The sequence below is a fragment of the Marichromatium bheemlicum genome (genome assembly GCF_012276755.1).
GTDB classification, from domain to species: Bacteria; Pseudomonadota; Gammaproteobacteria; order Chromatiales; family Chromatiaceae; genus Marichromatium; species Marichromatium bheemlicum.
Genome location: NZ_JAAXKX010000016.1, coordinates 69,262 through 94,368, shown reverse-complemented (window position 1 = coordinate 94,368; position 25,107 = coordinate 69,262). Strand labels below are relative to the sequence as shown.

Annotated in this window: 21 protein-coding genes and 1 riboswitch; of the genes, 10 read left to right on the top strand and 11 right to left on the bottom strand. The window is 66.9% G+C overall.

What is annotated here, in order from left to right:
* The coding region (locus HF203_RS16120) for a hypothetical protein (RefSeq protein ID WP_210424747.1) at positions 1–340 on the top strand (340 nt) is incomplete at its 5' end.
* Between the two features lie 51 nt (positions 341–391).
* Positions 392–1,522, top strand: a complete 1,131-nt coding sequence (locus tag HF203_RS11830; protein ID WP_168669951.1) for a DegT/DnrJ/EryC1/StrS family aminotransferase — start codon at positions 392–394, stop codon at positions 1,520–1,522.
* Between the two features lie 105 nt (positions 1,523–1,627).
* Here HF203_RS11830 and thiC read toward each other — a convergent pair whose 3' ends face one another.
* Positions 1,628–3,520, bottom strand: a complete 1,893-nt coding sequence (gene thiC / locus HF203_RS11825; protein ID WP_168669949.1) for a phosphomethylpyrimidine synthase ThiC — start codon at positions 3,518–3,520, stop codon at positions 1,628–1,630.
* Between the two features lie 184 nt (positions 3,521–3,704).
* A riboswitch (TPP riboswitch) is annotated at positions 3,705–3,870 on the bottom strand.
* Between the two features lie 90 nt (positions 3,871–3,960).
* Between thiC and HF203_RS11820 the strand changes: the two genes are divergently transcribed.
* Complete coding sequence (locus tag HF203_RS11820; RefSeq protein WP_246221751.1) at positions 3,961–4,581, top strand: hypothetical protein; 621 nt, start codon at positions 3,961–3,963, stop codon at positions 4,579–4,581.
* 242 nt (positions 4,582–4,823) lie between these two features.
* Here the strand turns inward: HF203_RS11820 and HF203_RS11815 are convergent, their stop codons facing one another.
* Together HF203_RS11815 and phaE are read right to left on the bottom strand one after the other, a co-directional pair.
* Positions 4,824–5,891 carry a class III poly(R)-hydroxyalkanoic acid synthase subunit PhaC gene (locus HF203_RS11815; RefSeq protein WP_168669948.1) on the bottom strand — a complete coding sequence of 356 codons (1,068 nt, stop codon included), beginning with the start codon at positions 5,889–5,891 and terminating at the stop codon, positions 4,824–4,826.
* A 59-nt stretch (positions 5,892–5,950) separates the two neighbouring features.
* The gene (gene phaE, locus HF203_RS11810; protein ID WP_168669947.1) at positions 5,951–7,018 is read right to left on the bottom strand and encodes a class III poly(R)-hydroxyalkanoic acid synthase subunit PhaE; all 1,068 of its coding nucleotides are present in this window, start codon (positions 7,016–7,018) and stop codon (positions 5,951–5,953) included.
* Between the two features lie 241 nt (positions 7,019–7,259).
* Between phaE and HF203_RS11805 the strand changes: the two genes are divergently transcribed.
* The 4 genes from HF203_RS11805 to phbB all read left to right on the top strand — a co-directional run bounded on the left by HF203_RS11805 (position 7,260) and on the right by phbB (position 10,602).
* The gene (locus HF203_RS11805; protein WP_168669946.1) at positions 7,260–8,444 is read left to right on the top strand and encodes an acetyl-CoA C-acetyltransferase; all 1,185 of its coding nucleotides are present in this window, start codon (positions 7,260–7,262) and stop codon (positions 8,442–8,444) included.
* A gap of 214 nt (positions 8,445–8,658) precedes the next feature.
* Entirely contained in the window at positions 8,659–9,141 is a 483-nt protein-coding gene (phaR, locus tag HF203_RS11800; protein ID WP_168669945.1) for a polyhydroxyalkanoate synthesis repressor PhaR, read from the top strand.
* Between the two features lie 206 nt (positions 9,142–9,347).
* Complete coding sequence (locus tag HF203_RS11795; protein ID WP_168669944.1) at positions 9,348–9,713, top strand: phasin family protein; 366 nt, start codon at positions 9,348–9,350, stop codon at positions 9,711–9,713.
* A 148-nt stretch (positions 9,714–9,861) separates the two neighbouring features.
* Positions 9,862–10,602 carry an acetoacetyl-CoA reductase gene (phbB, locus tag HF203_RS11790; RefSeq protein ID WP_168669943.1) on the top strand — a complete coding sequence of 247 codons (741 nt, stop codon included), beginning with the start codon at positions 9,862–9,864 and terminating at the stop codon, positions 10,600–10,602.
* Positions 10,603–10,724: 122 nt separating this feature from the next.
* On the opposite strand, the gene HF203_RS11785 is transcribed toward phbB, so the two are convergent.
* From HF203_RS11785 to HF203_RS11775, 3 genes are read right to left on the bottom strand one after another with little or no spacing between them, the layout of a single operon-like run.
* On the bottom strand, positions 10,725–11,618 hold the full coding sequence (locus HF203_RS11785; protein WP_168669941.1) for a glycosyltransferase: 894 nt from the start codon (positions 11,616–11,618) through the stop codon (positions 10,725–10,727).
* Positions 11,619–11,621: 3 nt separating this feature from the next.
* On the bottom strand, positions 11,622–13,364 hold the full coding sequence (locus HF203_RS11780) for an asparagine synthase-related protein (protein ID WP_168669939.1): 1,743 nt from the start codon (positions 13,362–13,364) through the stop codon (positions 11,622–11,624).
* Positions 13,352–14,473 (bottom strand): hypothetical protein, encoded by a 1,122-nt coding sequence (locus HF203_RS11775; protein ID WP_168669937.1) that lies wholly within the window; start codon positions 14,471–14,473, stop codon positions 13,352–13,354. Before HF203_RS11775 ends, HF203_RS11780 begins: the two co-directional genes overlap by 13 nt.
* Before the next feature lie 160 nt (positions 14,474–14,633).
* On the opposite strand from HF203_RS11775, the gene HF203_RS11770 reads away from it, so the two are divergent.
* Genes HF203_RS11770 through HF203_RS11760 form a run of 3 tightly spaced genes read left to right on the top strand, consistent with a single transcriptional unit; the run spans position 14,634 to position 18,405 of the window.
* Positions 14,634–16,055, top strand: a complete 1,422-nt coding sequence (locus tag HF203_RS11770) for an O-antigen ligase family protein (RefSeq protein ID WP_168669935.1) — start codon at positions 14,634–14,636, stop codon at positions 16,053–16,055.
* Entirely contained in the window at positions 16,052–17,188 is a 1,137-nt protein-coding gene (locus HF203_RS11765) for a glycosyltransferase (RefSeq protein WP_168669933.1), read from the top strand. The genes HF203_RS11770 and HF203_RS11765 overlap by 4 nt, the downstream gene beginning before the upstream one ends.
* Entirely contained in the window at positions 17,182–18,405 is a 1,224-nt protein-coding gene (locus HF203_RS11760) for a glycosyltransferase (RefSeq protein WP_168669932.1), read from the top strand. The genes HF203_RS11765 and HF203_RS11760 overlap by 7 nt, the downstream gene beginning before the upstream one ends.
* Here the strand turns inward: HF203_RS11760 and HF203_RS11755 are convergent.
* The 5 genes from HF203_RS11755 to HF203_RS11735 are packed head-to-tail and all read right to left on the bottom strand — an operon-like array spanning position 18,402 to position 24,931.
* A complete protein-coding gene (locus HF203_RS11755) occupies positions 18,402–19,463 on the bottom strand; it encodes an alginate lyase family protein (protein ID WP_168669930.1) in 1,062 nt (353 codons plus the stop codon). The genes HF203_RS11760 and HF203_RS11755 overlap by 4 nt on opposite strands.
* Before the next feature lie 25 nt (positions 19,464–19,488).
* Positions 19,489–20,961 (bottom strand): lipopolysaccharide biosynthesis protein, encoded by a 1,473-nt coding sequence (locus tag HF203_RS11750; RefSeq protein ID WP_168669928.1) that lies wholly within the window; start codon positions 20,959–20,961, stop codon positions 19,489–19,491.
* A gap of 6 nt (positions 20,962–20,967) precedes the next feature.
* The gene (locus HF203_RS11745) at positions 20,968–22,368 is read right to left on the bottom strand and encodes a Wzz/FepE/Etk N-terminal domain-containing protein (protein ID WP_168669926.1); all 1,401 of its coding nucleotides are present in this window, start codon (positions 22,366–22,368) and stop codon (positions 20,968–20,970) included.
* A 15-nt stretch (positions 22,369–22,383) separates the two neighbouring features.
* Positions 22,384–23,433: a polysaccharide biosynthesis/export family protein gene (locus HF203_RS11740; RefSeq protein ID WP_168669924.1), complete on the bottom strand. Its 1,050-nt coding sequence runs from the start codon at positions 23,431–23,433 to the stop codon at positions 22,384–22,386.
* A complete protein-coding gene (locus HF203_RS11735) occupies positions 23,426–24,931 on the bottom strand; it encodes a tyrosine-protein kinase family protein (protein WP_168669922.1) in 1,506 nt (501 codons plus the stop codon). Before HF203_RS11735 ends, HF203_RS11740 begins: the two co-directional genes overlap by 8 nt.
* Between the last annotated feature and the right edge of the window lie 176 nt (positions 24,932–25,107).

The window sequence follows — 25,107 nt, the reverse complement described above, 5'->3', positions numbered from 1 at the left end:
TGGCCTGCGCTCGATTCCTGCCCCGGCGCCGATCGCCGTTCCTCAGCAGACGTTGACGCTGGTAAAAGCCGGCAACCCAAACGACGGCGCTGTTAGCCGGACGTCGACCGCCTCCCACATTCAAAACCCTTCGCGCCCTTCGCGTCTTTGCGGTTCAATCTTCTGGCCGCTGGCCGCTGGCCGCTGGCCGCTGGCCGCTGGCCGCTGGCCGCTGGCCGCTGGCCGCTGGCCGCTGGCCGCTCGTTACCCTCGTCACGCAATTGGGTTAGGATTCAAGCACAACGATCAATCGTCCGTGCCGCGAGGCTTAACGCTGTCGTGCAGCTCATGCGTGGGCTGATATTGGCGCGGAGAACTGGTCCTTCTGCACCCGAAATCAAAGGCGAGTTGAATGCAATTCATCGATCTGAAAACGCAGCATGCACGAATCGAGCAGGACGTTCGGAGCCGTATCGACGCGGTTCTGAGCCATGGTCAGTACATCATGGGCCCTGAGGTCCAGGCGCTCGAGGAGGAGCTTGCGGCCTTCGTCGGGGTCGAACACTGCGTCGGAGTGTCGAGTGGGACCGATGCGTTGCTCGCGGCGATGATGGCGCTCGAGGTCGGCCGCGGTGACGAGGTGATCACTACGCCCTTCACCTTCATCGCCACCGCTGAGATGATCGCGTTGCTCGGTGCTCGTCCGGTGTTCGTCGATATCGATCCGGTGACCTACAACATCGATCCTAATGCGCTGGAGGATGCGATCACCGGGCGTACCCGTGCGATCATGCCGGTCTCGCTCTATGGCCAGTGCGCCGACATGGATGCAGTCAATGCCGTGGCCGAGGCACACAACCTGGCGGTGATCGAGGATGCGGCGCAGAGCTTCGGCGCGACCTACAAGGGCAAGCGCTCCTGTGGGCTCTCGACCATCGGCTGCACCTCCTTCTTCCCGGCCAAACCGCTCGGTGCCTATGGTGATGCAGGCGCTTGCTTCACCAATGATTCCGAGCTGGCACGTCAGCTGCGGGAGGTGCGCAATCACGGCCAATCGCGTCGGTACTACCATCCGCGTCTCGGCATCAATGGCCGTCTCGATACCATGCAGGCGGCGGTGTTGCAGTCGAAGCTGACGATCTTCCCCGATGAGGTCGAGGCCCGTGGTCGTCTGGGTGCACGCTACAGCGAACTGCTGTGCGCGCGTGGCGCGGGAACGACCGCCGAGCCGGGCGAGAGCGGTGTGCTGACCCCCTCGATCGTTCCCGGTAATACCTCGGTCTATGCCCAGTACACCCTGCAGGTGCCGGATCGCGAGACGGTGGCCGCGGCGCTCAAGGCGCGTGATATCCCCACCGCGGTGCACTATCCGGTGCCGCTCAACGAGCAGCCGGTGTTCCATGTCCCGGGAGCGCCGGCGACACCGGTCAGTGCGGAGGTCGCGGCACATGTGATCAGCCTGCCGATGCACCCTTACCTCACCGATGAGGTGCAGCGCGAGGTGGTCGATGCAGTGGCCGAGGCCTGCGGGCTCGACGGCTGAGTCGAACCAAGCCCCGGCGAGGACCGCCGGGGTGGAAGGAACCCCGGCCCGCAGCACGCGGGCCGCAGGGCGCCCGCCCCGCAATCGGGCGGGCAGACGTCGTGCTCAGACCTCCTTGTAGAGCTCGGCGCCGGACTCACGGAACTCGCGGGCCTTCTCTTGCAGGCCGCTCTCGACCGCCTGGTCGAGGTCCTCGATCTGCTGTCTATTGGCGTATTCCCGCACGTCCTGGGTGATCTTCATTGAACAGAAGTGCGGTCCGCACATCGAGCAGAAATGGGCGACCTTGTGCGAGTCGTGTGGCAGGGTGTGGTCGTGGAACTCGCGCGCGCGCTCGGGGTCGAGCGAGAGGTTGAACTGATCCTCCCAGCGGAATTCGAAGCGCGCCTTGCTCAAGGCGTTGTCGCGGATCTGCGCGCCCGGTAGGCCCTTGCCGAGATCGGCGCCGTGGGCAGCGATCTTGTAGGTGATGATGCCGCTGCGCACGTCCTCCTTGTCGGGCAGGCCGAGGTGCTCCTTGGGGGTGACGTAGCAGAGCATGGCGGTGCCGTACCAGCCGATGTTGGCCGCGCCGATGCCCGAGGTGATGTGGTCGTAGGCCGGGGCGATGTCGGTGATCAGCGGGCCGAGGGTGTAGAAGGGGGCTTCGAAGCAGTCGGCCAACTCCTTGGTGACGTTCTCCTGGATCATCTGCAGCGGCACGTGACCGGGGCCCTCGATCATCACCTGCACGTCGTGTTCCCAGGCGCGCTTGGTCAGCTCGCCGAGGGTCTCGAGTTCGGCGAATTGGGCGCGATCGTTGGCGTCGGCGAGCGAGCCCGGACGCAGTCCGTCGCCGAGGCTGACGGCGACGTCATAGGCGCGCAGGATCTCGCACAGCTCCTCGAAGTTGGTGTAGAGGAAATTCTCCTGGTGATGCGCCAGGCACCACTTGGCGAGGATCGAGCCACCGCGCGAGACGATGCCGGTGACCCGGTCGGCGGTCAGCGGGATGTAGCGCAGCAGCAGTCCTGCATGGAGGGTGAAGTAGTCGACGCCCTGCTCGGCCTGCTCGATCAGGGTGTCGCGCACCAGCTCCCAGGTCAGCTCCTCGGGACGGCCATCGACCTTCTCCAGCGCCTGGTAGATGGGGACGGTGCCGATCGGCACCGGCGAGTTGCGCAGGATCCACTCGCGGGTCTCGTGGATGTTCTTGCCGGTCGACAGATCCATCAGGGTGTCGCCACCCCAGCGCGCCGACCACACCATCTTCTCGACCTCCTCCTCGATCGATGAGGTGGTGGCGGAGTTACCGATGTTGGTGTTGATCTTTACCCGGAAGTTGCGACCGATGATCATCGGCTCCACCTCAGGGTGGTTGATGTTGGCCGGGAGTACTGCACGTCCGCGTGCCACCTCGTCGCGCACGAATTCCGGGGTGATCTGCTCGGGCAGCGGCTGACCGAAGGCATTGCCAGGGTGCTGGCGCAGCAGCTTGGCGTAACGCGGGTCGGCGCGCAGCTCGTCGAGCCGCATATTCTCGCGGATGGCGACGAACTCCATCTCCGGGGTGATGATGCCACGTCGGGCATAGGCCATCTGGGTGACGCCCTGGCCGGGCTTGGCGCGGCGTGGCGTGCGTAGGTGCTCGAAGCGCAGGTGGGCCAGCGCGGGATCGTTCTGCCGGGTGCGCCCGAACGCCGAGGTCGGGCCGTCGAGCTGTTCGGTGTCGCCGCGGGCCTCGATCCATCCCGAGCGCAGATCCGGCAGACCGGCCATCAGGTCGATCTTGGCGTCTGGGTCGGTGTAAGGGCCCGAGGTGTCGTAGACCAGGATCGGTGGGTTCTCTTCCGGTTCGCCGTTGGTGAGCGTCGGGCTCTGGGCGACCTCGCGCATGGGCACGCGTAGATCGGGACGCGAGCCGGTGACATAGACCTTGCGCGCGCTCGGGAAGGGGCGGGTCGCGGCCTCGGAGAGCTGCGCGGTCTTGTGGACGAAGTCTTCTGGAATGGCGCTCATGGGTTACCTCAGGACTGGAGCGGGGCGCTGGGCTCCGCGCGATCGCTGGTTCGGCCAGCTCGGGCTGTGGGTTGACCTTGATGCGCCGTCGCGTGGTTGGTGGCGAGCGCCGTCGGGCAGGTGCGCGGCATGAGTCGGAGCTTGGCGGGGACGGGGTACCGGTCAGGCACCGCAGGATCGCCGTCGGCTCCATTGCCTGCTTTCCTGCGCCGGCATGATCCGGGTCAGGTTCGAAGGGTCTCTTCTCAGCCCGTTCCGGCCCTGGTGCGCCAGCCGTGGATCCCGGGCTCGTGTGTCCGGGTTCCGTGGTCGACGCCCGCGAAGCGGTGCGGACACCCCCAGCAGTGAATGTGACTCGAAGCTATAGAAAGGACGCAATGATTTCAACCACGAATCCTCGCGATCAACGTGATGTCGACCGCCTAGCGGAGGCCGTAACCATGCTCGACCGAGATCCTGTCGTTGTCCATCGTGTTCCCGTGCAAGGTGCCGAGTCGCGTGTCGATTTCGGTGGCGATCGGTTGGTGCTGACCCCGACCGATCCGCATGCCCGCCCCGGGGTACGGTTGCTGATCAGTCAACTGACCCAGTGCGGTTTCATCGGCGCCCCGACACGGCGCGGAGGGGGCGTCTACCAGGTCGGCGACGCCTTCTTGTCGTTGGTCAGCTTCATCGGTTGTGCGGTGCGTATCGATGCGACGGGGCAGGGGCAGGGCCCCTGGTGTCGGGTGGGAATCTCTCGCCCGAGTTCGCGAACACGCCCCTGTCTCGGGCGCAACACCCGAGCACCGCGTTGCCACAGTTGTCGCGAACGGCTCGAGGACTGGGCGCGGCGGCTCGAGTTGTGGCACGACCAGCCGCGTAGCGGTTGGCGTTGTGTGGGGTGTGGCGTGGTTCGCCCCCCTTGGAGTTGGGACTGGGGACGAGGCGGCGGGTTCGGTCGCAGCTTCGTGGAGATCACCGGGGTCTTCCCGGGCGAGGCGGTACCGACCCCGGCGTTGCTCGATCTGCTGACCCGTGCCAGCGGATTGAATTGGCGCTATTTCTACGTCCAGGGTTGAATCAGTCGCCAATCGCGGGATTGAACCGCAAGGCCCCAAAGTACGCGAAGGGGAGTGGCCGATGTGCGGCTGATGCCGGGGCGTGCGTGCGAGTCCATTGGTGTTTGCTCCGGCGCCTTCAGTAGGCGCTGACGCTGGTGTTGGGTTGCCGAAAGGCGGCAACCCAACCTACTGCACGCTAGTCGCCCGCCACCACAGGCCCCCTTCGGAACCGGGGGCCTGAGGCGCTCGCTGGCGGTGAGTCAGGTGCGGGCGTTCAGCCATTCCCCGATCGCCGGGGTCACCTCCTTTTGTGCCCTGCCACTGACATAGATACCGATATGACCGCCGGGGAAGGCCAGCTCGGTGTAGTCCTTGCTGCCGACTAGCCCCTTGAGCGGACGCGAGGCGTCCGGCGGCACCAGGTGATCCTGCAAGGCATAGATGTTGAGCACCGGGCAGGTGATCCGGCCGAGATCGATCTCGTGCTCGCCGATTTGTACGCCGCCGTTGATGAAGCCGTTGCGCTGGTAGAAGTCCTTGATGAATTGGCGGAAGGTCTCGCCGGCCTGGTCCGGGCTGTCGAAGATCCACTTCTCCATGCGCAGGAAGTTCTTCACCTTGCGCGGGTCGTCGAGCAGATCAACCATGTTGACGTATTTCTGCCCGGTCAGGCTGAACGGTTTGAGCGAGAGGAAGGTCCAGTTGAGCAGCTCGCCGGGGATGTTGCCCATGGTGTCGACGGCGAGGTCGACGTCGACGTCCTGCGCCCAGGCCGAGAGCAGGTTGTCCGGGGTCTGGAAGTCGACCGGGGTGACCATGGTCACCAGGTTGTTGACCTTGTCCTGGTGCAGCGAGGTGTACATCAGGCTGAAGGCGCCACCCTGGCAGATGCCGAGGATGTTGACGCGGTCGATGTCGTGGGTCTCGCGGATGTGGTCGACACAGCGATCGATATAGCCGTTGATGTAGTCATCGAGGGTCAGCGCACGATCGGCCTGATCGGGGTAGCCCCAGTCGATCAAGTAGACGTCCTGTCCGGTGGCCAGCAACCCCTTGATGGTTGAGCGGTCCTCCTGGATGTCGGTCATGTAGGGGCGGTTGACCAGGGCATAGACCACCAACAGCGGGATCGGCTGGCGCTCCACGTCCTCGGCACCCTGGTAGCGGTAGAGGACCAACTTGTCCTCGCGATAGACCGCCTCCTTGGGGGTGACTCCGGTGTCGATCTCGCCGGCGCTGACCAGGTTCTCCATGCCCTGGCCCAGCTTGCGGTTGTAGTCGAGCATCTCCTGGGTGAGCTTGTCAGGTCGAATATCGATGGGGATCACGATCTCGTTCCTCTCGGTATGCGGCGGATGCGCGCAGATGCGGCGACGGGCCGATTGACTCAGCTGTCGCTCGGCGTCGACTTGGCGGTGGTCTTCTTGCGCGTCGTGGTCTTGCGTGTGGTTGGGGCACGCTTGAGGGCGGTGGCCGGTTCCTTGGCCGCCGTACCGTGTGCCGCCTCGACTCGCTTCTCGAGCTGGTAGAGTCGGCAGCGCAGTTGCTTGTTCTCGCGTCGGGTCTCCTGCAGCCGATCCTGCAGGGTGCGCAGTTCACTGCGGGTGGGCATGTTCAGTGCGCCGAGGTTTTCATCGACGATCACCGACATCCGCTTCTTGAGCCGCATCTGGGCATTGATCAGGCGACCGTGGAGACGGGCGTACTCGGGGGTGGCGACCTCCTCGGCATAAACGCTCTCGCAGCAGCTCACCCAGTTGTCATAGAGCGCTCGGGCCGAATCGATGGTCTTGCCCGAGTCGACCACGCCTTGGAGGAAGCTGGCCATGCGCTCGACCGACTTCATCCCGAGCCGACTGTAGAAGCCGGTGTATTCCTGTAGCGCCGCCTGATACTCCATGGAACCGCGTAGCAGATCCTGGTATTGCGCCTGCTCTTCGCGGGTATAGCCGAGCCCCGGTGCCGAGAGTGCCTGGTCGAGACGGTCCTTGAGCTGGTCGTGCGGCATGTTGCGCAGGAAATCGCCGGGCACCGGCGAGAGTGACGACATCATCCGCTGCCAGTTGTCGAGGGGCAGCTCCCAGAATGCCGTCATGCGCTTGAGCGCTTCGTTGTCGCTCTCTCCCGAGCCGGTGAAGCGGCGCTGCATCTCCTCCACGGCCTTGAACCAGGCGCCGACCGGGTCCTTGGGGTCGGGGCCACCGTTGACGAATTGTTCACCCATGCCGAACAGGGTACGGCCCTGCTCGATGAGCTTATCCATGAAGGCTCGGCCGCTGTCTGGGGCGGCTGGCGACAGCGCTCGCCACCACTGCTCCATCGCCTCTGACCAGGCGTTTGTCGGCTTGTCGTGTTCAGGCATGCCCATCGCCTTGCGACTCATCTCGGTCCAGTCGTCCCAGTACTTGCGCTGCAGTTCGAGCCAGTCATCATTGAAAAAGATGCCCTTACTCATGCGATTGCCATCCTCAGGGTCGGGTTTGAATGAACGTTAGCATGTCGATTTGTGCGCTGCAACAAAGGCGCGTAGAATCCCTTTTGAAACGGTCGCCGTTCGTCATATCGTGTGCCTTGCGGGTGACGCGGCTTGCAATCTCTCGGGTGTTGCGCAACCGTGCCGCAGACCGGCGTCTGCCGGCGTTTTGCGAATCATTCTCCCGATCATCGAATCATCCAAGTGAGAGAGCATATACACGATGAGTGAAGAAATCGTCATTGTCGACGCTGGGCGTACCGCTGTTGGCAACTTCGGTGGCAGTCTCTCCTCCCTGTCGGCCGTGGAGCTGGGGACGATCGTGCTCAAGACCCTGCTGACGCGTACCGGTCTCGATCCGCAACGGGTCGACGAGGTGGTGCTCGGTCAGGTGCTGACCGCTGGGGTCGGTCAGAATCCGGCGCGCCAGACCGCGCTCAACGCCGGGCTGCCCCATCAGGTGCCGGCGATGACCATCAACAAGGTCTGCGGCAGCGGGCTCAAGGCGGTGCATCTGGCGATGCAGGCCATTGCCTGTGGCGACGCCGAGATCGTGATCGCCGGTGGTCAGGAGAGCATGAGTCAGTCGCCGCACGTGCTGCCCCGCTCGCGTGACGGTCAGCGCATGGGCGACTGGACGCTCAAGGACTCGATGCTGGTCGACGGGTTGACCGATGCCTTCGATCACTGCCACATGGGGATGACCGCGGAGAATATCGCTGAGCAATACGGCTTTACCCGCGAGGCCCAGGATGCCTTCGCCGCCGAGTCGCAGCGGCGTGCCGAGGCGGCCATCATCGCCGGGCGCTTCGCCGATGAAGTCATTCCGGTGACCATCCCGCAGCGCAAGGGTGAACCGCTGGTCTTCGATCGGGATGAGTTCCCGCGTGCCGGGACCACCGCCGAGAAGCTCGCCCGGCTGCGTCCGGCCTTCGTGCGCGAGGGGACGGTGACTGCCGGTAACGCCTCCGGTCTCAACGATGGTGCCGCCATGGCGGTGGTGATGCGGGCCTCGACCGCGGCGGCGTTGGGGCTGACCCCGATGGCGCGGTTGGTGGCCTTCGCCAGCGCCGGTGTCGACCCCAAAATCATGGGGACGGGCCCTATCCCGGCCTCGACAAAATGCCTGGAAAAGGCCGGCTGGAGTCCCGCCGAACTCGACCTGATCGAGGCCAACGAGGCCTTTGCCGCCCAAGCGATGTCGGTCAATCAGGAGATGGGTTGGGACCTCGACAAGGTCAACGTCAACGGTGGGGCGATCGCGCTCGGTCACCCGATCGGTGCCTCTGGCGCCCGCGTGCTGGTCAGCCTGCTCTACGAGATGCGGCGGCGTGAGGCCCGCAAGGGGCTGGCGACACTGTGCATTGGTGGTGGTCAGGGGGTCGCCTTGGCCGTCGAGCGCTGCTGAGGGCGCCGCCCGTCGCGCGGTGAGGCGTGGCGGGTGGTGGCGCCGGGGTGGCAGCCAGTCGTGGTCGACTGGGGTACACTGCGCCCAGGGCCGAGGGTGCCGGTGCGCCGGTGTCCGTCCCGATAGTCGGGCACGGTGTCGTCTGGCAGCATCCATGACGAGCCGCCCCGGCACCCTTCCAACCCGCAGACCGTCGAGCGAGCGACAGGTGTCAATGGATAAACCGCGCATCATCAAGAAGTACCCCAACCGGCGCCTGTACGACACCGAGATCAGTCGCTACATCACCTTGGTTGACGTGCGCGACCTGGTGATGGATGCCGTTCCCTTCAAGGTGTTCGACACCGCTAATGACACCGACATCACCCGGGCGATCCTGTTGCAGATCATGCTCGAGGAGGAGAGCGGTGGCGAACCGCTGTTTAGCGCCAACATGCTCGCGCAGATCATCCGTTTCTATGGCGGTACGCTGCAGGGCGCCTTCGCGCGCTATCTCGAGACCGCCCTCGATCTGTTTGCCAGACAGCAGCAGGAGCTGACCCAGTCCTGGAGCGACACCACCCCGCTCGAGACCATGACGCGGATGGCGCAGCAGAACGTCGAGCTGTGGGGCGAGTTGCAGCGTGAGTTCATGCGTGCTGCCGGCTTCGACATCGAGCACGATCGGGGTAAGCCCTCCGCCGACGACGGCGACTGACCCCACCCTCGTTCCGCCCCTCCCGCCTTCGTTTGCCGAGTCCACGGGCAACGTCATCGCGTCCCCGGCGTGATGGCGTGCCGTCCGTTCGAGACTGAGTTTCTTCAATGTTGAGGATTACAAAAAACGCCGTTGACGGTTCCGTGTACGGGTACTATTGTGCAGTGCAACAAATGTTGCAGCGCACAAAACTGCGGAGAAGCCCCATGAGTACCAACGATACCCTCAAGACCTTCAATGACATGACCACCAAGGGCCTGGAGCGCGCGAGCAGTCTCGGCGAGCTCAACCTCAGCGTCTTCGAACGCCTGGCCAACCGTCAGATGGACGCCCTGGGCCTGTACCTCGATCACTCGATGCGGCTGATGACCCTCGCCACCGAGTCGAAGGGGTACAATGAGTTCTTCAAGGGCCAGGTCGAGGCGACCAAGACCCTCACCGAGCGGATGATGGATGAGAGCAAGGCGACCATGCAGGTGCTCGGCGAGACCCGTGACGAGTATCGCGCCTGGCTGGAGAAGAACATGGCCGAGATCAGCGCCGACGTGCGCAAGGGTGTGTCCGCGAACTGACACCCGTAATCCCGCGCGGTCCAGCGATGGACCGCCATTGACAGCGACCCCGGCCGGAGTGCCGGGGTGCTGTGGATGAAGCGACGGGCCCGCCTCGATCTGGGGCGCGGGCCCCATGACGATGACAAGACCTGAGGAGGAAACAGCGATGTCTCGTATTGCGCTCGTCACCGGCGGTATCGGCGGTATCGGTACCGCCATCTGCAAGCGGCTCGCCACCACTGGCTGTGTGGTGATCGCCAACCACCACCCCGCCGAGGCCGAGGCGGCCGCGACCTGGAAGCGCGAGCGCGCGGCTGAAGGGTTGGAGTTCGACACCATTGCCGCCGACGTGGCCGACCCCGAGGATTGTGCGCGGATGGCTGCCGCCATCGCCGAGCGTCACGGTCCGGTCGACATCCTCGTCAACTGCGCTGGCATCACCCGCGACAAGACCTTCAAGCGGATGGAGCCCGAGCACTGGAACGCGGTCATCGACATCAACCTCAAGAGCGTCTTCAATGTCACCAAGCCGCTCTGGGAGGGCATGCTCGAGCGTGGTTTCGGGCGTATCATCAACATCGCGTCGGTGAACGGCCAGAAGGGTCAGTTTGGTCAGACCAACTACTCCGCAGCCAAGGCCGGCATGCACGGTTTCACCATGGCGCTGGCCCAGGAAGGTGCAGCCAAGGGGGTCACGGTCAACACCGTCTCGCCCGGTTATGTCGAGACGGCCATGACCCTAGCGATGAAGGATGAGGTGCGCGAGGGCATCATCTCCGGGATCCCGATGCGTCGCATGGCGCAGCCCGATGAGATCGCCGCGGCGGTGGCCTTCCTCGCCAGCGACGAGACCGCCTATGTCACCGGTGCCAACCTGCCGGTCAATGGTGGGCTCTTCATCCACTGAGTTTGGACGGGGCGAGGCCGCGGACACGGCCGGCCCCAGGATTCCTACCGAGTCCTCCTCGTCTCTCTCACTATGAGACGTTTGCAGCCCGGCGCCCGCCGGGCTTTTTTTTGCCTGGTGGATCAGCGGGCCCGGTAGCGCAGCCCTAACAACCGCTTGAGCGCGGCAAGCGCCGGGGTGGTGTTGATCAGCACCGGCAGTGCGCCCTTGAGGTTGCCGCGGTTGACCAGTCGGAGGAAATCGCTTGGTGGCAGCGCCTCCCCGGCAAGCCGACGGCGTAGGACCTCGAGCGAGTCGAGATGGCGTGGGGCGAGCAGGTCGCGGTGCTTGGCGAGGAAGCGCTCCAGTCCGGCGAGCACCCGGGTACGATCCCCGGAGATGCGTGCCAGCTCATGGTCCTTGAACTGCACATAGCTGGCCTCGCGTAGCCGGTAGGCATCGCCCCGCGCCGCCACCAGGCGCACCCAGGTGTCGTAGTCCTGGAGTGCGGGCAGCGTCGGGTCGAAACCGCCGATCTCGCGCAGCCACGTGGTGCGGGTGAGGACCTGGTTGCCGAGACGGTTGTAATGGAGCATCGCCTCGAGATCGATCCGCCCGACATCGACCCGCCGGGTGATGTCACCGCGCGGGGTTCGTTCGCAGATACTGCTGCTGACACATGACCAGCGCCCGCTGGTGAAACGCGCCAGCAGCCCACTCAAGCGTCGCGGCAGGAAGGCATCGTCGTCGTCGAGCCCGGTGATCAGTGCACCGTGCGCCTCGGCGATGGCACGATTGCGTGCGGCGCAGGCCCCGCCCGGCTCGGGTTGGCGCAGATAGCGCAGCCGCGTGCGGGCCGGGTGTGCCGCGATCCGCGCTGCGGTGTCGTCGGTCGAGGCGTCGTCGACCACGATCAGCTCCAGGTGTGGGTAGTCCTGGGTGAGGACCGAATCGATTGCGCGCATCAGCAGCGCGGCGCGATTGCGGGTCGGCAGATAGACGCTGATCAGCGGGTGTTCGACGAGGATCTCGGGCATCGTTCAGGGCATGGGTTGGTCGCGCCAGGCGTCGAGCCCGGCGGCGCCGCGCGCCGGGTCGATCAGGGTGGCGAGGTTGAGCAGGGCGAGCAGCTGGGTCCGGGGGCGTCGGTCGGCGTCGGCCAGCAGCGGTTGCCAGACACCGGGATCGAGTGCCGGGCTGTGCGCGAGTTGGTGACGTAACAGCGTCAGGACCGGGGCGTCAGACGAGAGCCCGCGCGGGCGTCTGAGTCGCTGCTGGAGCCAGCGCGCCGGGCGGGGGTGGGCCTTGGCGAAGGTGGTGAGGCGGTGCTGCAGGACGAAGCGCGGTGAGCCGAGTGCGCCGGGGATGCCGGCACGCGGCAGCCGCGCCAGCGTCGGGTCGAGTCGTTCGAGTAGGGCGCGATAGAGCCGATAGTCGCGCTTGAGTGCGCGCGGGCAGGCCAAGGCCGCGCGGACGAAGGGTAAGGAGTAAAAGGGGGTGGCGCTGGTGAACCAGTGGCGGTTGCGGTCCTCGCCCTCGAACAACCAGCGCCGGGCGCGCTCTTCGATGAGAAAGCGGGTGTAGAGGGCGTTACCGTCGTCCTCGGCATAGGCGGCGAAGTGTGCCTGCAGGGCATGCTCGAGACGCCGGCGCTCCAGCCCCAACAGGGCGGCGCACTCGTCGAGGGTGAAGCGCCCGCGCCGTGCCACGGCATAGTCACAGGCCGCCGGCGCATCGCGTAGCGCCAGCCCGGCACCGAGATCGGGTAGCAGCTTGTCGCCACCATCACCGGTGAGATAGACCACCGAGGTCTCGTGCTGGGCGCGGAGGTGGTCGAAGAAGGGTAGGTGGAAGGCCAGGTCGAGGTCGTTGAGGCCCTGTTTGAGTCGGAGCAGTCGCAGGTAATCGGCGCCGCGACTCGGTGGGACCTCGTAGCACTCCCAGGGGCTGCCGAGATGGCGTGCGACCATCGCCGCGAGCTGGTGCTCCTGAGGGTTGTACCAACCGGCGCGGGCCATGGTCGCAGCGCTGAAGGGGGTGCCGGTGGCAGCGAGACCGGCGGCGACGGCGCGTGAGTCGAGCCCGCCGCTGAGCGCCAGGATTGCCGTCTCGCCGCGTGTGACCAGACGCTCACAGGCGGTGACGAGGTGGTCGCCGAGTATGGCGGCGTGGTGCGCCAGGCCACCGTCGCTGGCGTCGGGTACGAGGTCGAGCCGGGCCAGGGTGCGGCGTGTGGCGAGGGCATCGGGTTCGATCTGCAACAGGGTCGCTGGCGGCAGCAGGCTGATGGCGCGCCACGGCGTGCGTGCCCCCAGCCCATGGCCGAACAGCAACATCTCGGCGGCCCCTAGGGTGTCGGTGCGAGGCGCGGGATCGGCGGCGACGGCACGGGCGATGTCACGGGTGACGAGGATGGCGCCAGGGTGTTCGAGCAGATAGAGCGGGCGACGTCCCAGGAGGTCGTTGATGATCAGCCAGCGCGCGCTCGCCTTGTCGTGGATGAACAGGACGAAGTCGCCGTCGAGCCCCGTCAGCACCGTCTCGGCGCGGCTCCAGTCCTGGTCGAGTAGCGCTTCCACCAAGCGACGGGGCGGTTCGCGCTCACAGCCCTCGATCCAGCCGTCGAGCAGCACCAGGGCGCGGCGGTCCTCCCAGCTACGCGCCGGTTCGCGCGCTACCGGGTCGAGGTCGAGCGTCAGCCCGGGACGGGTGACGACCGTCTCACGCAGAGTCAGGGGGGTGAGTTGCTGCGCCGGGTCGATGCTCAGGGTCAGTCCGGACATGGTGTCGCTCCGGGTCGAGTGGCGGCGAGCTGTGCGGCCAGGTAAGCGCCGAGACGGCTGGCCGGTGCCTGCTCCGGCAGGCTGAGCATGAAGCCGGGGATCTCACCGAGGTTCTCGGCAAGCAGTGTCGAGAGCTCGGGGGGCGCCGTCTCGGGGGCGGCGTAGCGGCTCATCGCATCGAGCGGACCCATGCCGGCGAGATAGAGCTGCTCGATGGCGACGAGTTGGGACAACTGTGTGGCCGGTGCAAGTGGCACACAGTCGAGGTCTACGCCTGGGGCCAGAATGAAGAGGGCATCGGGACGGGCGCTGGAGAGGATGCGATTGTCGGGGAAGACCTGGCTCAGGTCGCAGGTCGCGGCCGGATCGAGCAGGGGTTGCAAGCGTGGTTGCAGCTTCTCGTCGATGTGCCGCGCGGCCTGGTGCTGGAGGCGTTCGAGGAGCCGGCGCAGGCGGTGCGAGCGCACCATCAGGGGGGCAGACGGGTGATCGAGCCGAGTGGCCAGCCAGGGCAGGGCGCCGAGGTGGTGGCGGCGGATGATGAGCCGGCGTTCGAACAGATGGGCGCGGCGATCGAGCAGCAGCAGCTTGTCGTCGGCGAGATAGTCCCAACCCTGGTGCAGCAGCTGTAGCGTCAGGTGGGTCTTACGGCTGCGCCTGGGGCCGAGTACCAGTGCGGTACGGCCCGCCGGGTCGCGCAGCGCTGCGGCATGCAGCAGCAGCCCGCCGTGTCGGGTCGCGCTAAGATGGATGGCGAACAACAGGGCGTTGTAAAAGCGCTTGACGACCCCGGCACGGCGCGCGACGAAGAGACGGATCGGCGTGCCTGGATCCAGGATCAGGTCGGGATCGCCGCGATGGCTGTAGAACAGTACCCGGCGTCCCTCGAACCAGACCGTGGTGACCTGTTGGGGCGCGACCTTGGGGGCGAGGTGCCGCAGTACCGCGGCGCCTTCCGGCATGGGGGCGCAGAGGACGTCGGCGGGATGGTGGCCGGGGGCGACGAGGAAGTGGCCGAGCCGGGCACAGACCACGGAGTTATGGCTGGTGGGCAGGTGCTGTAGCCGGATATGGACCCGTTGATACAGTGCGAGCTCGAGATCGGTCATGCGAGGATATCCGCGACAAACTGGACGCAGCATAACATCAGCGCGTCACCGATCAGGCCTCGACCTTGCCGGGTGGTGGGTGGCGCCGAGCGAAAGGCGATAGAACGATGCGTATATCCTGGCCGCGCCGGGCGCGGATGCTGACCGTGGGAGGGGCGCCATGGAACGGTTGAACGCCCGCACCGAGTCGAGTCCGCTGTGGCTCGGTCTGATCGTGCTGATGGTGATTGCCACCCTGGTGCCGCTGTGGACCCCCTGGCCGGCGCTCGCGTTGCTCCCCGGGCTGCTGCTCGGGTCCCTGGTGCTGATCGGACGGGGGCCGAGCTGGGGGCTCTATGCGATCATCTTCCTCATCCCCTTCGGCCATTTCCGTCAGTTCGGTGGGCCGTTGCCGGACATCAAGATCCACTGGGTGCTGGCTGCGGTCTTGCTGTTGGTGTTGCTGCTGCGCTTGGTGCGCGATCAGCGCACGGTGCGTCAGCTGAGCTCCAACCTCTGGCCCTGGTGGTGGTTGTTCCTGGCGGTGAGCCTGTTCTCGACCCTGTGGTCGGCGTTTCCGGGCCAGGCCATCCAACAAGTGCTGCTGACCCTGGTGGCGATGGCCTTCTTCGCCCTGGTGTTGGTGTTTCTCGATGGTCGCGCGCTGATGCGCCAGCTGCCGTTGGTGATCGTCTCATCGGTCTCGCTCGGCTCGGTGTTCGCACTGATCGGCTATCTGTTCGATGTTCCCTGGTTCGCAGTCGAGGTCAGCAGTGAATTCACCCGTAGCACCGGGGTGACGAGCGATCCCAACAATCTGGCGATGCTGATCATCTTCGCACTGCCCTTCGTGGTGTTCTGGTTGGTCCATGGTCAGCGCCCCTTGGTGCGGCTGGCGGCGCTGCTGCTGTTGGCGATCAATCTCGGTGCCCTGGTGGTGAGCTTCTCGCGCAGTGGCGCTTTGGTCACGGCGTTGCTGCTGGCGACCTTGCTGGTGGTCAATGCGCGCGGTCTGCGGCCACGTCATCTCGGTCTGGTCTTCGCGGGGGGCGCGATGGCCCTGCTGGTGGCGCTGATGTTGGTGCCGCAGGGGTACTGGGAACGCCAGGCGACGCTCACCGCCTCGGATACCGACCGCTCGATTAACCGGCGTGCCTCCTATCTGGTGGTAGCCGGTGATGCCTTCGAGCAGCGCCCGCTGATCGGGCACGGGCCGGGCACCTTCCGCGAGCTTTACGCCAAGACCGACTGGGCGCAGCGCTTCGATCGCGAGGGCGCGACCAATCGTCGCTTTGCCCACAACACCTATCTCGAGGTGGTGGTCGGCACCGGGGTGTTGGGGGCGATCTGCTTCCTCGGTCTGCTGGCGGTGGCGGCGCGTAACCTCTGGCTGGCGCGTCGGCTGCTGCTGGCGCGCGGCGATCGTCATCATGCCGATCAGGTGTTGCACTATCTGCTCGCCTTCCTCTTCCTGTTGCTCTACATGACCATGTTCAGCGATGTGTTCCAGAAGCACATGTTGCTCTCGCTCGGGGTCTCGCAGTTGTGGCTGCGCTTCGCGCTCGAGGCCGAGGCCGCGCCCGTTGCGGAGACGGTTGGATGACGTCACTACTGGAATTGCTGCTGGGGCTCGCACTGGTGCTCGCCCTCGCCGCGCTGTGGGCACTGCCGTTGCTGTTGCGGCTGCTGTCGGTGCGGCGCCCGCTCGCGGGGGGGGGCGCATCTCCTGCAACGGTCTCGCTGATCGTTCCGGTGCACGGCTCGGGCGCGGCGCTCGCGGCCAAGCTCGACTCGCTGCGCGGCCAGCGCTGGGGTGCGGGTCGGCTGGAGTTGATCCTCTCGCTCGACGGCCCGGTCGAAGACCTGCCGGCGCTGCCTGAGCTGCCGGGGGCCGATTGCCGGGTGCTCCGTAACCCGCGCCGCGGCAAGTACGGTGCGCTCAACGCCGCGGTCGCAGCGAGCGCGGGCGAGCTGCTGCTGTTCTCCGATCTCGACGCCCGACTCGCCCCGGGGGCGCTGGCGGCGATGGTTGCGGTCTTCGCCGAGGCCGACGTCGGCGCCGCCTGCGCGCGTGTCGTGGTCGATCGCGAGGACGGGCTGATGCAGGCGCGCTACTGGGACCACGAGAGCCGGCTCAAGGCACGCGAGATGGCCCGGCTGGGCTCGATCACCGCGAGCAATGGCACCCTGCTGGCGATCCGGCGTGGGCTGTTCCGACCGATTCCGGCGGGGGTGGTCGACGACCTCTTCGTCGGGCTGTGCGCCGTGGTCGCCGGGCGGCGCTTCGTCTTCGTGCCCGAGGCGGTGGCGCTGATGCCGCCGCCGGCGCGCACCCTGCGCCGGGTGTTCGCGCGCCAGCGGCGCATCGTCTGTCGCGGGCTCAACGCATTGCGCCACTGTCCACAGGCGCTCTCGGTGCGCCGTCACGGTCGTTATGCGCTGGCGCTGATCGCGCACAAGGTGCTGCGCCGCGCCTTCCCGCTGGCGTTGGTGTTGGGGCTCGCGGCGGTGCTCGCGCTGGCGCTGCTTGAGGGTGAGGCCTGGCTGGCGCTGGCGCTGGCGGCGTTGGCCGGGCTCGGTGGCGCGCTCGGGCTGATCGCGGCGCTCGGGCTCGATCGTGACCCCGGGCGCTGGCCGCGGGTGCTGACGCTCGCTCCCTGGGCGCTGTGCGTCAATGCCGGGATTGCGATGGGGTGGTACGACTTTCTGCGCGGACGGCGGGTGACCCAATGGTGAGGGTCGGTTATCTGGTCTCGCGCTTCCCCACCTTCACCGAGACCTTCGTGCTCGACGAGATGCTCGCGCTGGAGGCGCTGGGCGCCGAGATCACCCTCTTCCCGCTGCTGCGCGAGCGCCCACGCGCCACCCATCCGCAGCTGGCGCGATTACGCGCCGAGGTGGTCTACAGCCGCTTCGTCTCGGCCCCGATCCTGCGCGCCAACCTGGCGCTGGCGTCGCGCCACCCCTGGCGCTATCTACGCACCCTGGTCGAGACCTTCGTGCGGGTCGCGCCCAGCCCCAACTTCACCCTGGGTGCGGCCGGGATCTTCCTCAAGTCCGTCTATATCGCCCGCGAGGCCGAGCGTCGCGGCATCGGCCGGTTGCACGCGCACTTCTGTACCCACCCCGCGCTCGCCGCCTGGATCGCGCACCGGCTCACCGGGGTGCGCTACAGCTTCACCGCACACGGCAGTGATCTCCATGTCGATCAGACCATGCTCGCCGAGAAGCTGCGCCGCGCCGACTTCGCGGTGATGATCTCGCGCTACAACCGCGACTTCACCCTGGCGCGGGTGGGCGCGCGCTGGGCCGAGCGGCTGCGGGTGATCCATTGCGGCATCGACACCGGCGCCTTCGCCCCGCTGCCACCGCGCGCCGACGCCGACGACGGGGTGTTACGCATCCTCTGCATCGCCTCGCTGCGCCGGGTCAAGGGACATGTCCATCTGTTGCGCGCCTGCGCCCTGCTCGCCGCCGAGGGGCGGGACTGGGCCCTGACCCTGGTCGGCGACGGTCGACTGCGCGCCGAGCTTGAGACCGAGTGCCGGGCGTTGGGGATCGCCGCGCGCGTGCGCTTCTGCGGCCAGCTCACCCGGCCCGAGGTCACCGCCTGTCTGCGCGACTGCGATGTGGTGGCGCTGACCAGCGTGCAAGACGCCCGGGGGCGGCGTGAGGGCATCCCGGTGTCGCTGATGGAGGCGCTGGCCGTCGAGCGCCCGGTGGTGGCCAGCCGGCTCTCGGGGATTCCCGAACTAGTCGAGCACGGGCGCACCGGGTTGCTGGCCGCGCCGGGCGAGCCGGCCGCGATCGCTGCGGCCCTGGCCCGGGTGGCCGATCGGCCAGAGGAGGCGCAAGCGCTGGCGCGCGCCGGGCGCGAGCGGGTGCTCGCCGAGTTCGACCTGTCCGACAATGCCGCGCGGCTCCATGCCGCGCTGGCAGCCTCACCCGGCTAGTCGGTCGGCGCCCAGCCGGCGTGGGTCCAGTCGGTGTAGCCGATGTTCTTGCCCGGCCGGCTCGGGATCGGGGCGGGGAAGTCGCGATGATAGAAGTGATTGATCAGGTGCGGCTGCCAGGTGTCGTCGCCCTCGGCGGGGAAGTCGGCCTGCTGGTGCAGCCACTCGAAGGCGCGCAGCAGGGCCTGGTCCTGCCAGGCGAAGGCGTCGTAGCCGGCGCGCTCGAGGATCACCGCCTGGGCCAGCGCGCCCTGTAGGGTGGAGTAGATGTAGTTCTCGTGCGGCGGCGGCCAGTCGAAGGGGCCGCTGCGTCTCAGCCCCTCGGCGATCGCGCCGTCGATGCTGTGGCCCGCACGCTGCGCGCCCGACGGGTTGATGCCGACCGGGCGGCGCGGATCGGCCTGCCAGTCGAGGTCGCCGTAGCGGAAGTCGGCATAGGCGCTACGGTCACCGAGCCAGCCGCGGAAGATACGCGCGACCTCGGCGATCTCCTCGGGTTCGTCGAGATAGACGGCGATCGCCAGCCGGGTGGCACCGGCATAGGTGCCCCAGCCATTGGGGCGGCGCTCGTGGGTCTGGCGCAGGGTCCGTCCCTCCGACATCGGGGTGTCACGCACCCGTGCCAGCCAGTCGCGAAACAGCGCGTCCTGCTCGGGAGGGAGGCCGACCAGGTCGGCGGCGAGGACATAGGCCATCAGCTCGCGTCCGAGCGCGAGCGAGCTGGCGCCACGTTCGCTGCCGATGATGTCGAGACAAGCGTAGCGCACCGCTGCGGCCATCAGCGGGTCGCCGGTGCGGGCATGGACCAGCGCCTTGGCGAAGACCCGCACGTTGCTGGGGTCGTTCTGGTCGGCGAGATCGGGGTCGAGCACCAGGCGTTCGGCGTCATCGCGTACCGCCTCCCAGGCCGCCCCCGTGGTCGGTAGCTCGGCCAGGCGCGCGCGCGCGATCCAGGGGCCGGTGGCGAGGCGCTCCATGTCGGGCGGTGGCGCGGCCCGGGGCAGGGCGGGGACGAGCAGCACGGATGCCAGCAGCAGGCGATGGACGAGGCGTGACATGGGGCTCCCTCTCGGGTTCGGTGGATCAGCGCCTGAGCCGCAACAGCCGTCGCCAGGGCAGCGGCGAGAGCAGCGCGAGCCGGGTGCGCGTGAGCCGGTGGAGCAGCAGGAACAGGGTGACGTGGACGAGGATGCGCAGCGCCGTCGCCACCGGGCCATGCCCCAAGGGTAGCAGCGACAGCGCCCAGATCAGTGTGGCATTGAGGGCGAACAGCGGCCACACCCAGTCGAGTTGACGGCGCTCGTCGTGGCCGAGACGGGCGAGCTGTGGGCGCAGGGTGTGCCGAAACAGTATGAACAGTAGTGCGAGACCGAACACGCTCGCCGTTGCGATCCCCTCCAGCCCCCAACCCAGCTCGACGGCCAGCCAGGCGACCAGCACCTCGGCGGCGAGCACCGCCGGGGTCAGTCGTGCGGCACGACGTTGTTGTTCGAAGGCGACCACTAGGCTGCGCAGCACCAGCGCGAGGGCGAGAAAGTGGACCCCACAGGCGAGGATCTGGGTGGGGACGATCGCCTCCTGATAGCGCGGCAGCAGCAAGTCGATCGCCAGCGGGGTGGCGAGCGCTACCGGGCCGATCAGCAGGGGCATCAGGAAGGCGGCGTTGAGTGCCGGGCGCAGCAGGTGCTCGCGCAGCAGCTGGTCGTGATCGCTGGCGGCGAGTTCACCCATCAGTCGGGGTTCGAGGATCTCACGGGCGGTGCCGGGGATGTTGCGCAGGAAGCCGATGATCATCACCGCCACCCCGTAGTGGCCGAGTGCGCTGGCGCCGAGCAGTACCCAGGCCATCACCCGGTCGGCGGTGACCACCAGCATCATTGCCAGCTCCAGGCTCATGATCGGCCAGCCGCGCCGGATCATCTCGCCCCCGAGCCGAAGGGCTCGCCTGGGCCAGCGCGGGACGATCCCGGCCTGGTGCCAGAGTAGCAGCCCGACGCTCGCCTCGGTGATCAGCAATGACCACAGGACCCCGTAGAAGCCGAACGTGGGCAGCAGCGCCAGGGTGGTCGCCAGCAGTAGCACCGACTCGAGATAGTTGGCGCGGCCGATCAGGTCGAAGCGGTGGCGCGCCTTGAGTGCGGCGAAGGCGGTGTGGTGCCAGGCCTGGAGCAGGACGACCCCGGCCATCGCCACCAGTCCCAGGCGTAGCGCGTCGCCTTGGCCGTCGTGCAGCGCGATCAGTATCAGCGCAGCGGCCACCAGGAGATCGAGTAGCAGGGTGGTGAGGATGGCCCCGGAGACCAGTGTCTCGGCGCGTGCCTGTTCGCCACGGGCGATGTGCCAGGGGTAGTAGACGCGCAGCGTGGTGCGCGCGCCGAGGTGGGCGTAGCTGGCGTACTGCGGGATGAGTTTGAGTAGGGTCCAGACCCCGAACAGCTCGGGGGTGAGCAGCCGGGGTCTGAGGAAGGCGGTGATGGCGCCGATCAGCTGGCGGGTGATCTTGCTCGAGAGATAACGGGCCAGGGTGGTGCTGAAGTCGGCGCGGCGCGGCTCCATCGCGGGTTAGCGCGGTGGTTGGTGGGGTGGCTCGGGTGGCGGGGCGTTGACCGCGGGGATCGAGAACAGCAGTGGCAGGCCGGAGAACTGCTCGACGTCGCGGGCGGTCTTGAAGGTATGGTCGAAGAACTCGCGCACGAATCCCAGGCTGAAGCCGGTGACGAAACCGGCGAGCAGACCGACGAGTAGCAGCACCGGCCGGTTGGGGAAGACCTGCTCGCCGGTGGAGAAGGCGGGGCTGAGGATGCTGACGAAGAACAGCGACAGCGTGGAGTCGACCCCGGCGTTGATCTCCGCCTCCTCGCGGCGCTTGAAGAAGGTGCCGAAGGACTGGCGCAACAGCTCGGCCTCGCGGCTCAGCCGCTCGCTCTCGATGCCCTGACGTTGCAGCTCGAGGTTGCGGGTCTCGATCTCGCTGAGGCGACGCTGCAGGATGAGCTGCTGCTCGCGTAGTGCGCTGAGTTCGCTGTCGAGCTGATCGCGATAGTCGGCCACCTCCTGCTTGAGCTGCTTCATGGTGCTGGCGATCTGGGCGTCGATGGCCGCGACCGCGTGGGCGTCGTTCTCGTAGTGGCGCGCGGTGCGCCCGCGCTCGATGCGCAGGTCGATGATCCGAGCGGCGATCTCGGCCACGGTCGGGTTGCTGATGAAGGCGTAGTTGCGCAGCTGCTCCGTGGTCAGGGTGCGGTCGAGGTGCTCGAGTTGCTCGCGCAGGGTCACCCCTCGGGTGTCGAGATCGAGCAAGCGTTCCTCGATGTTCTGCTTGATCAGCAGGTTGAGCTCGATCTCCTTGGCCGGGTCAGGGGTGCCGGTGGTGTTGGCCAGCTCGATCAGTGCCTGCTCGGTATTGCTGATCTGATCGCGGAAGCGCTCGACCTGGTCGACGAAGAAGTCGACCGTGCCCTCGGGGTAGAGGATCTCGGCGCGGCGCTCGATATAGGCATCGAGGATGGCGTCGAGGATAGTGACCGCCTCGGTGGCGTCGCCGTGCTGGAAGGCGACATTGATCACCCGCGAGTCGGGGACCAGTTCGATCTGCAGGCGACCACCCACCCGGTGCCAGTCGAGGGTATCGGCCAGCTCGGGGTGTTCCTGCTGGAGTCGGGCGATCGCCCCCTGCAGCACCGCTGGCGAGCGCAACAGCTCACGCTCGGAGCGTAGGTCCTCCTCGCTGACCTTGAACGAGCGCACCTGCGTCTCCTCGAGCGATTGCGGGGTGCGCTGGAGTTCGCTGGCGCGTAGCAGGATGGCGCCCTGCGCCGAGTAGATCGGCGGGGCGAGGAAGGCGATCGCCGCAGCGGCGAGAAAGACCGCCAGGGTGGTGAGCAGGATCAGTCGCTGTTGGGCGAAGTAGATCTGCAGCAGCTCACGCAGATAGTTTTCGGTACGAAGGAGGGGACGTTCCACGTCAATGCATCCAGGTCAGAGTTCGTCGATCGAGATGCTGTCGACGGTGATGTGCCAGCCGCGGAACATCAGCGCCTCGCTCACCTGTCTGGCGATCTGCGCGGTCTCGCTGAGGCGGGTCCGGGGCACGAACACCAGGTCGTCGGGCATCAGATAGAACATCGCCCCACGCCCACCGAGGGCCCCGGAGCGGCTGAGGTCGATACGGGTGGCGATCACCTTGCCTTGATGGTGGCGGGCGACGATCACCGAGTCGAGCTGGGCATCATCGCCATAGCTGCCAGCCAGTGCCAGTGCCTGGGCCACCGAGATCGGCTTGACGATGGTGAAGGCGCCGGGCTCCTTGACCGCGCCGAGCACATAGACCAGCGAACCGGAGTGACGCTCGAGGAAGAGGTCGACGTGCAGCCCGGAGATGAGCTTTTCGTAGTCGCGGTTGAGCTCGGTATTGAGTTCCTTGATGGTGCGTCCGGCGGCCATCACCTCGCCGACCATCGGGAAGGTCACATAGCCGTCGGGTCGGACGGTCACCAGGCGGCTGAGCCCACGCGGGGCGGTGTGCAGGTCGCGCTTGAGTTCCTTGATGGCGGACTGGAACTCGGGGACCTGGACGTAGATCTCGGGCTCCTTGAGGATGCCGGCGTAGGCCTTTTTCAGTTCCTGCTCGACCTGCTTCGGGCTCTTGCCGACGACATAGTACTCGCCGATGTAGGGCAGGCTGATCATGCCGTTGGGGCGGACCAGCTGTTCCTCGTTGAGCTCGGGGGTGTAGATGAATTTGACCGCAACGGTGTGGTCGACCGAGATACGGAAGGTGTCCTTCTCCAGCCAGGTGCGGATCTGAAAGAGGACATCGAGGGTGTCGCCGGGGGAGATGGTGTACTTCGGCATCAGGTCGAAGTTCTCGCCTTCGGAGAAGGAGAAGGATTGACGCGCGACCACTACCTCCTCGTCGATGTCGAGGGTGGTCTGCTGCTGGGCACAGCCAGTGAGCAGCGCCAGGACCGCTAGGAGCAGGAGCGACAGGGCTTGCGCTGCGCGGTGTTGGGATCTGGAGTCAGGCATACAGCCCCCTGGGGATGTAGTACTTGCGCTTGTTCAGTACCGCGCCGAGCAGTCTGGCGCCGGCCGACTGCAACCTGTCCTGTGCATATTGCATCACCTCCCAGCGGGTGCGCTCGCTCTCGATCACCAGGACCACGCCGTCGAAGGCGGTTGCTCCGATCGCCAGGTCCTGATCGCCGAGGCTACTGGGGCCATCGACCAGGAGCAGATCGTAGCGCTCGGTGCTGGCGTTGCGCAACGCATCGAGGCGAGCGCGCAGCCGCTGTGGGTCCTGTCGCACCAGCATGTCGCGCTGGTGCAGCCCCAGGGTGACGAGGTCGAGGCCTGGGGTCTGGGTGGGGCGGATGACCTCGTCAGGCTCGGCTTGACCGGCGAAGAACTCGCACAGCCCAGGGCCCTCGTCGGTGTCGAACAGCCTGGCGAGCTGGGGGTTGGTGGGGTTGGCATCGATCAGCAGGATGCGCAGACCGATGTCGTGGACCCCGGCATAGGCCAGTTGCAGGGCGACCGTCGTCTTGCCGGCGCCGTCGTTGCAGCTGCTCACCAGCAGGGAGTCGAGCGGTGGCTGTTGGCGCAGCCGGATCAGGCTCGAGGCGACGGCGTTGCGATTGAGCGTGCGCGCGAGCTGTAAGGGGGTGAGTGGCTCAGGTGCGGTGGCGCCGGCGCTGCGCGCGGCGTTGTCCTCGGCGGCTGGCGACCTCGTGGGTGGGGTTGGCTCCACGCGGCGCGCGGTGGTCTGCTGGGTCGAGGTGTCGGGGCGTCGGCGGCGGGCGACGAAGCATTCGGGATGCTCGCGGTGCCACTTGCTGAGCGCCTGGGTCGGGGTGTGTTCACCGAGGATCGGTTGTGGTTGTCGATGATTGTAGTCGCGCGCGACCTGACGCAGCGCCTGTTTGAGTGTCTGGGCAGCGTGTGCGTCGCCGGCGCTCTCGTCGCCCAGGTGCGCCTCGAGCAGGGCGTCGAAGGCGTGCATTAGCACTGTTGTCTGTGGTGGTTCGGCGGTATCGACGTGGTGGTCGATGTCGAGGTTGGCGCACAGCCGCGCGAGTGCCTCGGGGCCGGGGAGCGCTGCGGCCTCGGATGGTTCGTCCTGCTCCGATGGCGTCGCAGCGACCAGCTCGCGGATGAGGATCGGGCTGGTCTTGAGCAGGGTCTTGAGGAAGGCGCGGGTGGCCGCCGGACTAATCTCGTGGGTGACGCGGACGAACACCCAGCGGGTGGCCTGGTCGATGGCGATGAACAGGAACCAGGGACGCGAGTCGTCCTCGGGTTGAGGCAGGCGGCGGGTGTCGAGGTGTAACCGCCCGGGCATGACATGCTGTGGGGTGGTGGGTACCGTGGCCTCGTCTGGTGTGGCCTCAGGTGTGGCTTCCGCTGCGCTTGGTTGTGCCTGCAGTGGCTCGGTCGGCGTGGCTGCGCTGTCCTCGTCGACGGCGCTGCCCGGGGCTTCGGGGATGGATGGGGTCGATGCGTCCTGCGTCTTGGGATCGGCCGTCATGGCGGCGTTCGGGAGCGTTTGCGATTCCGTTTCGAGAAGACCCGGCGCGCGTTCGTCGGGGGCGGAGGCTTCAACGCTCAATGGTGAGTGGGGAGGGGTCATGGATGCATCCATCTCCAAGGTGCGTCCGCTATCGGTCAATGATAGCGGAGGGCCTGCCTGAGGTTCGGGTTGAG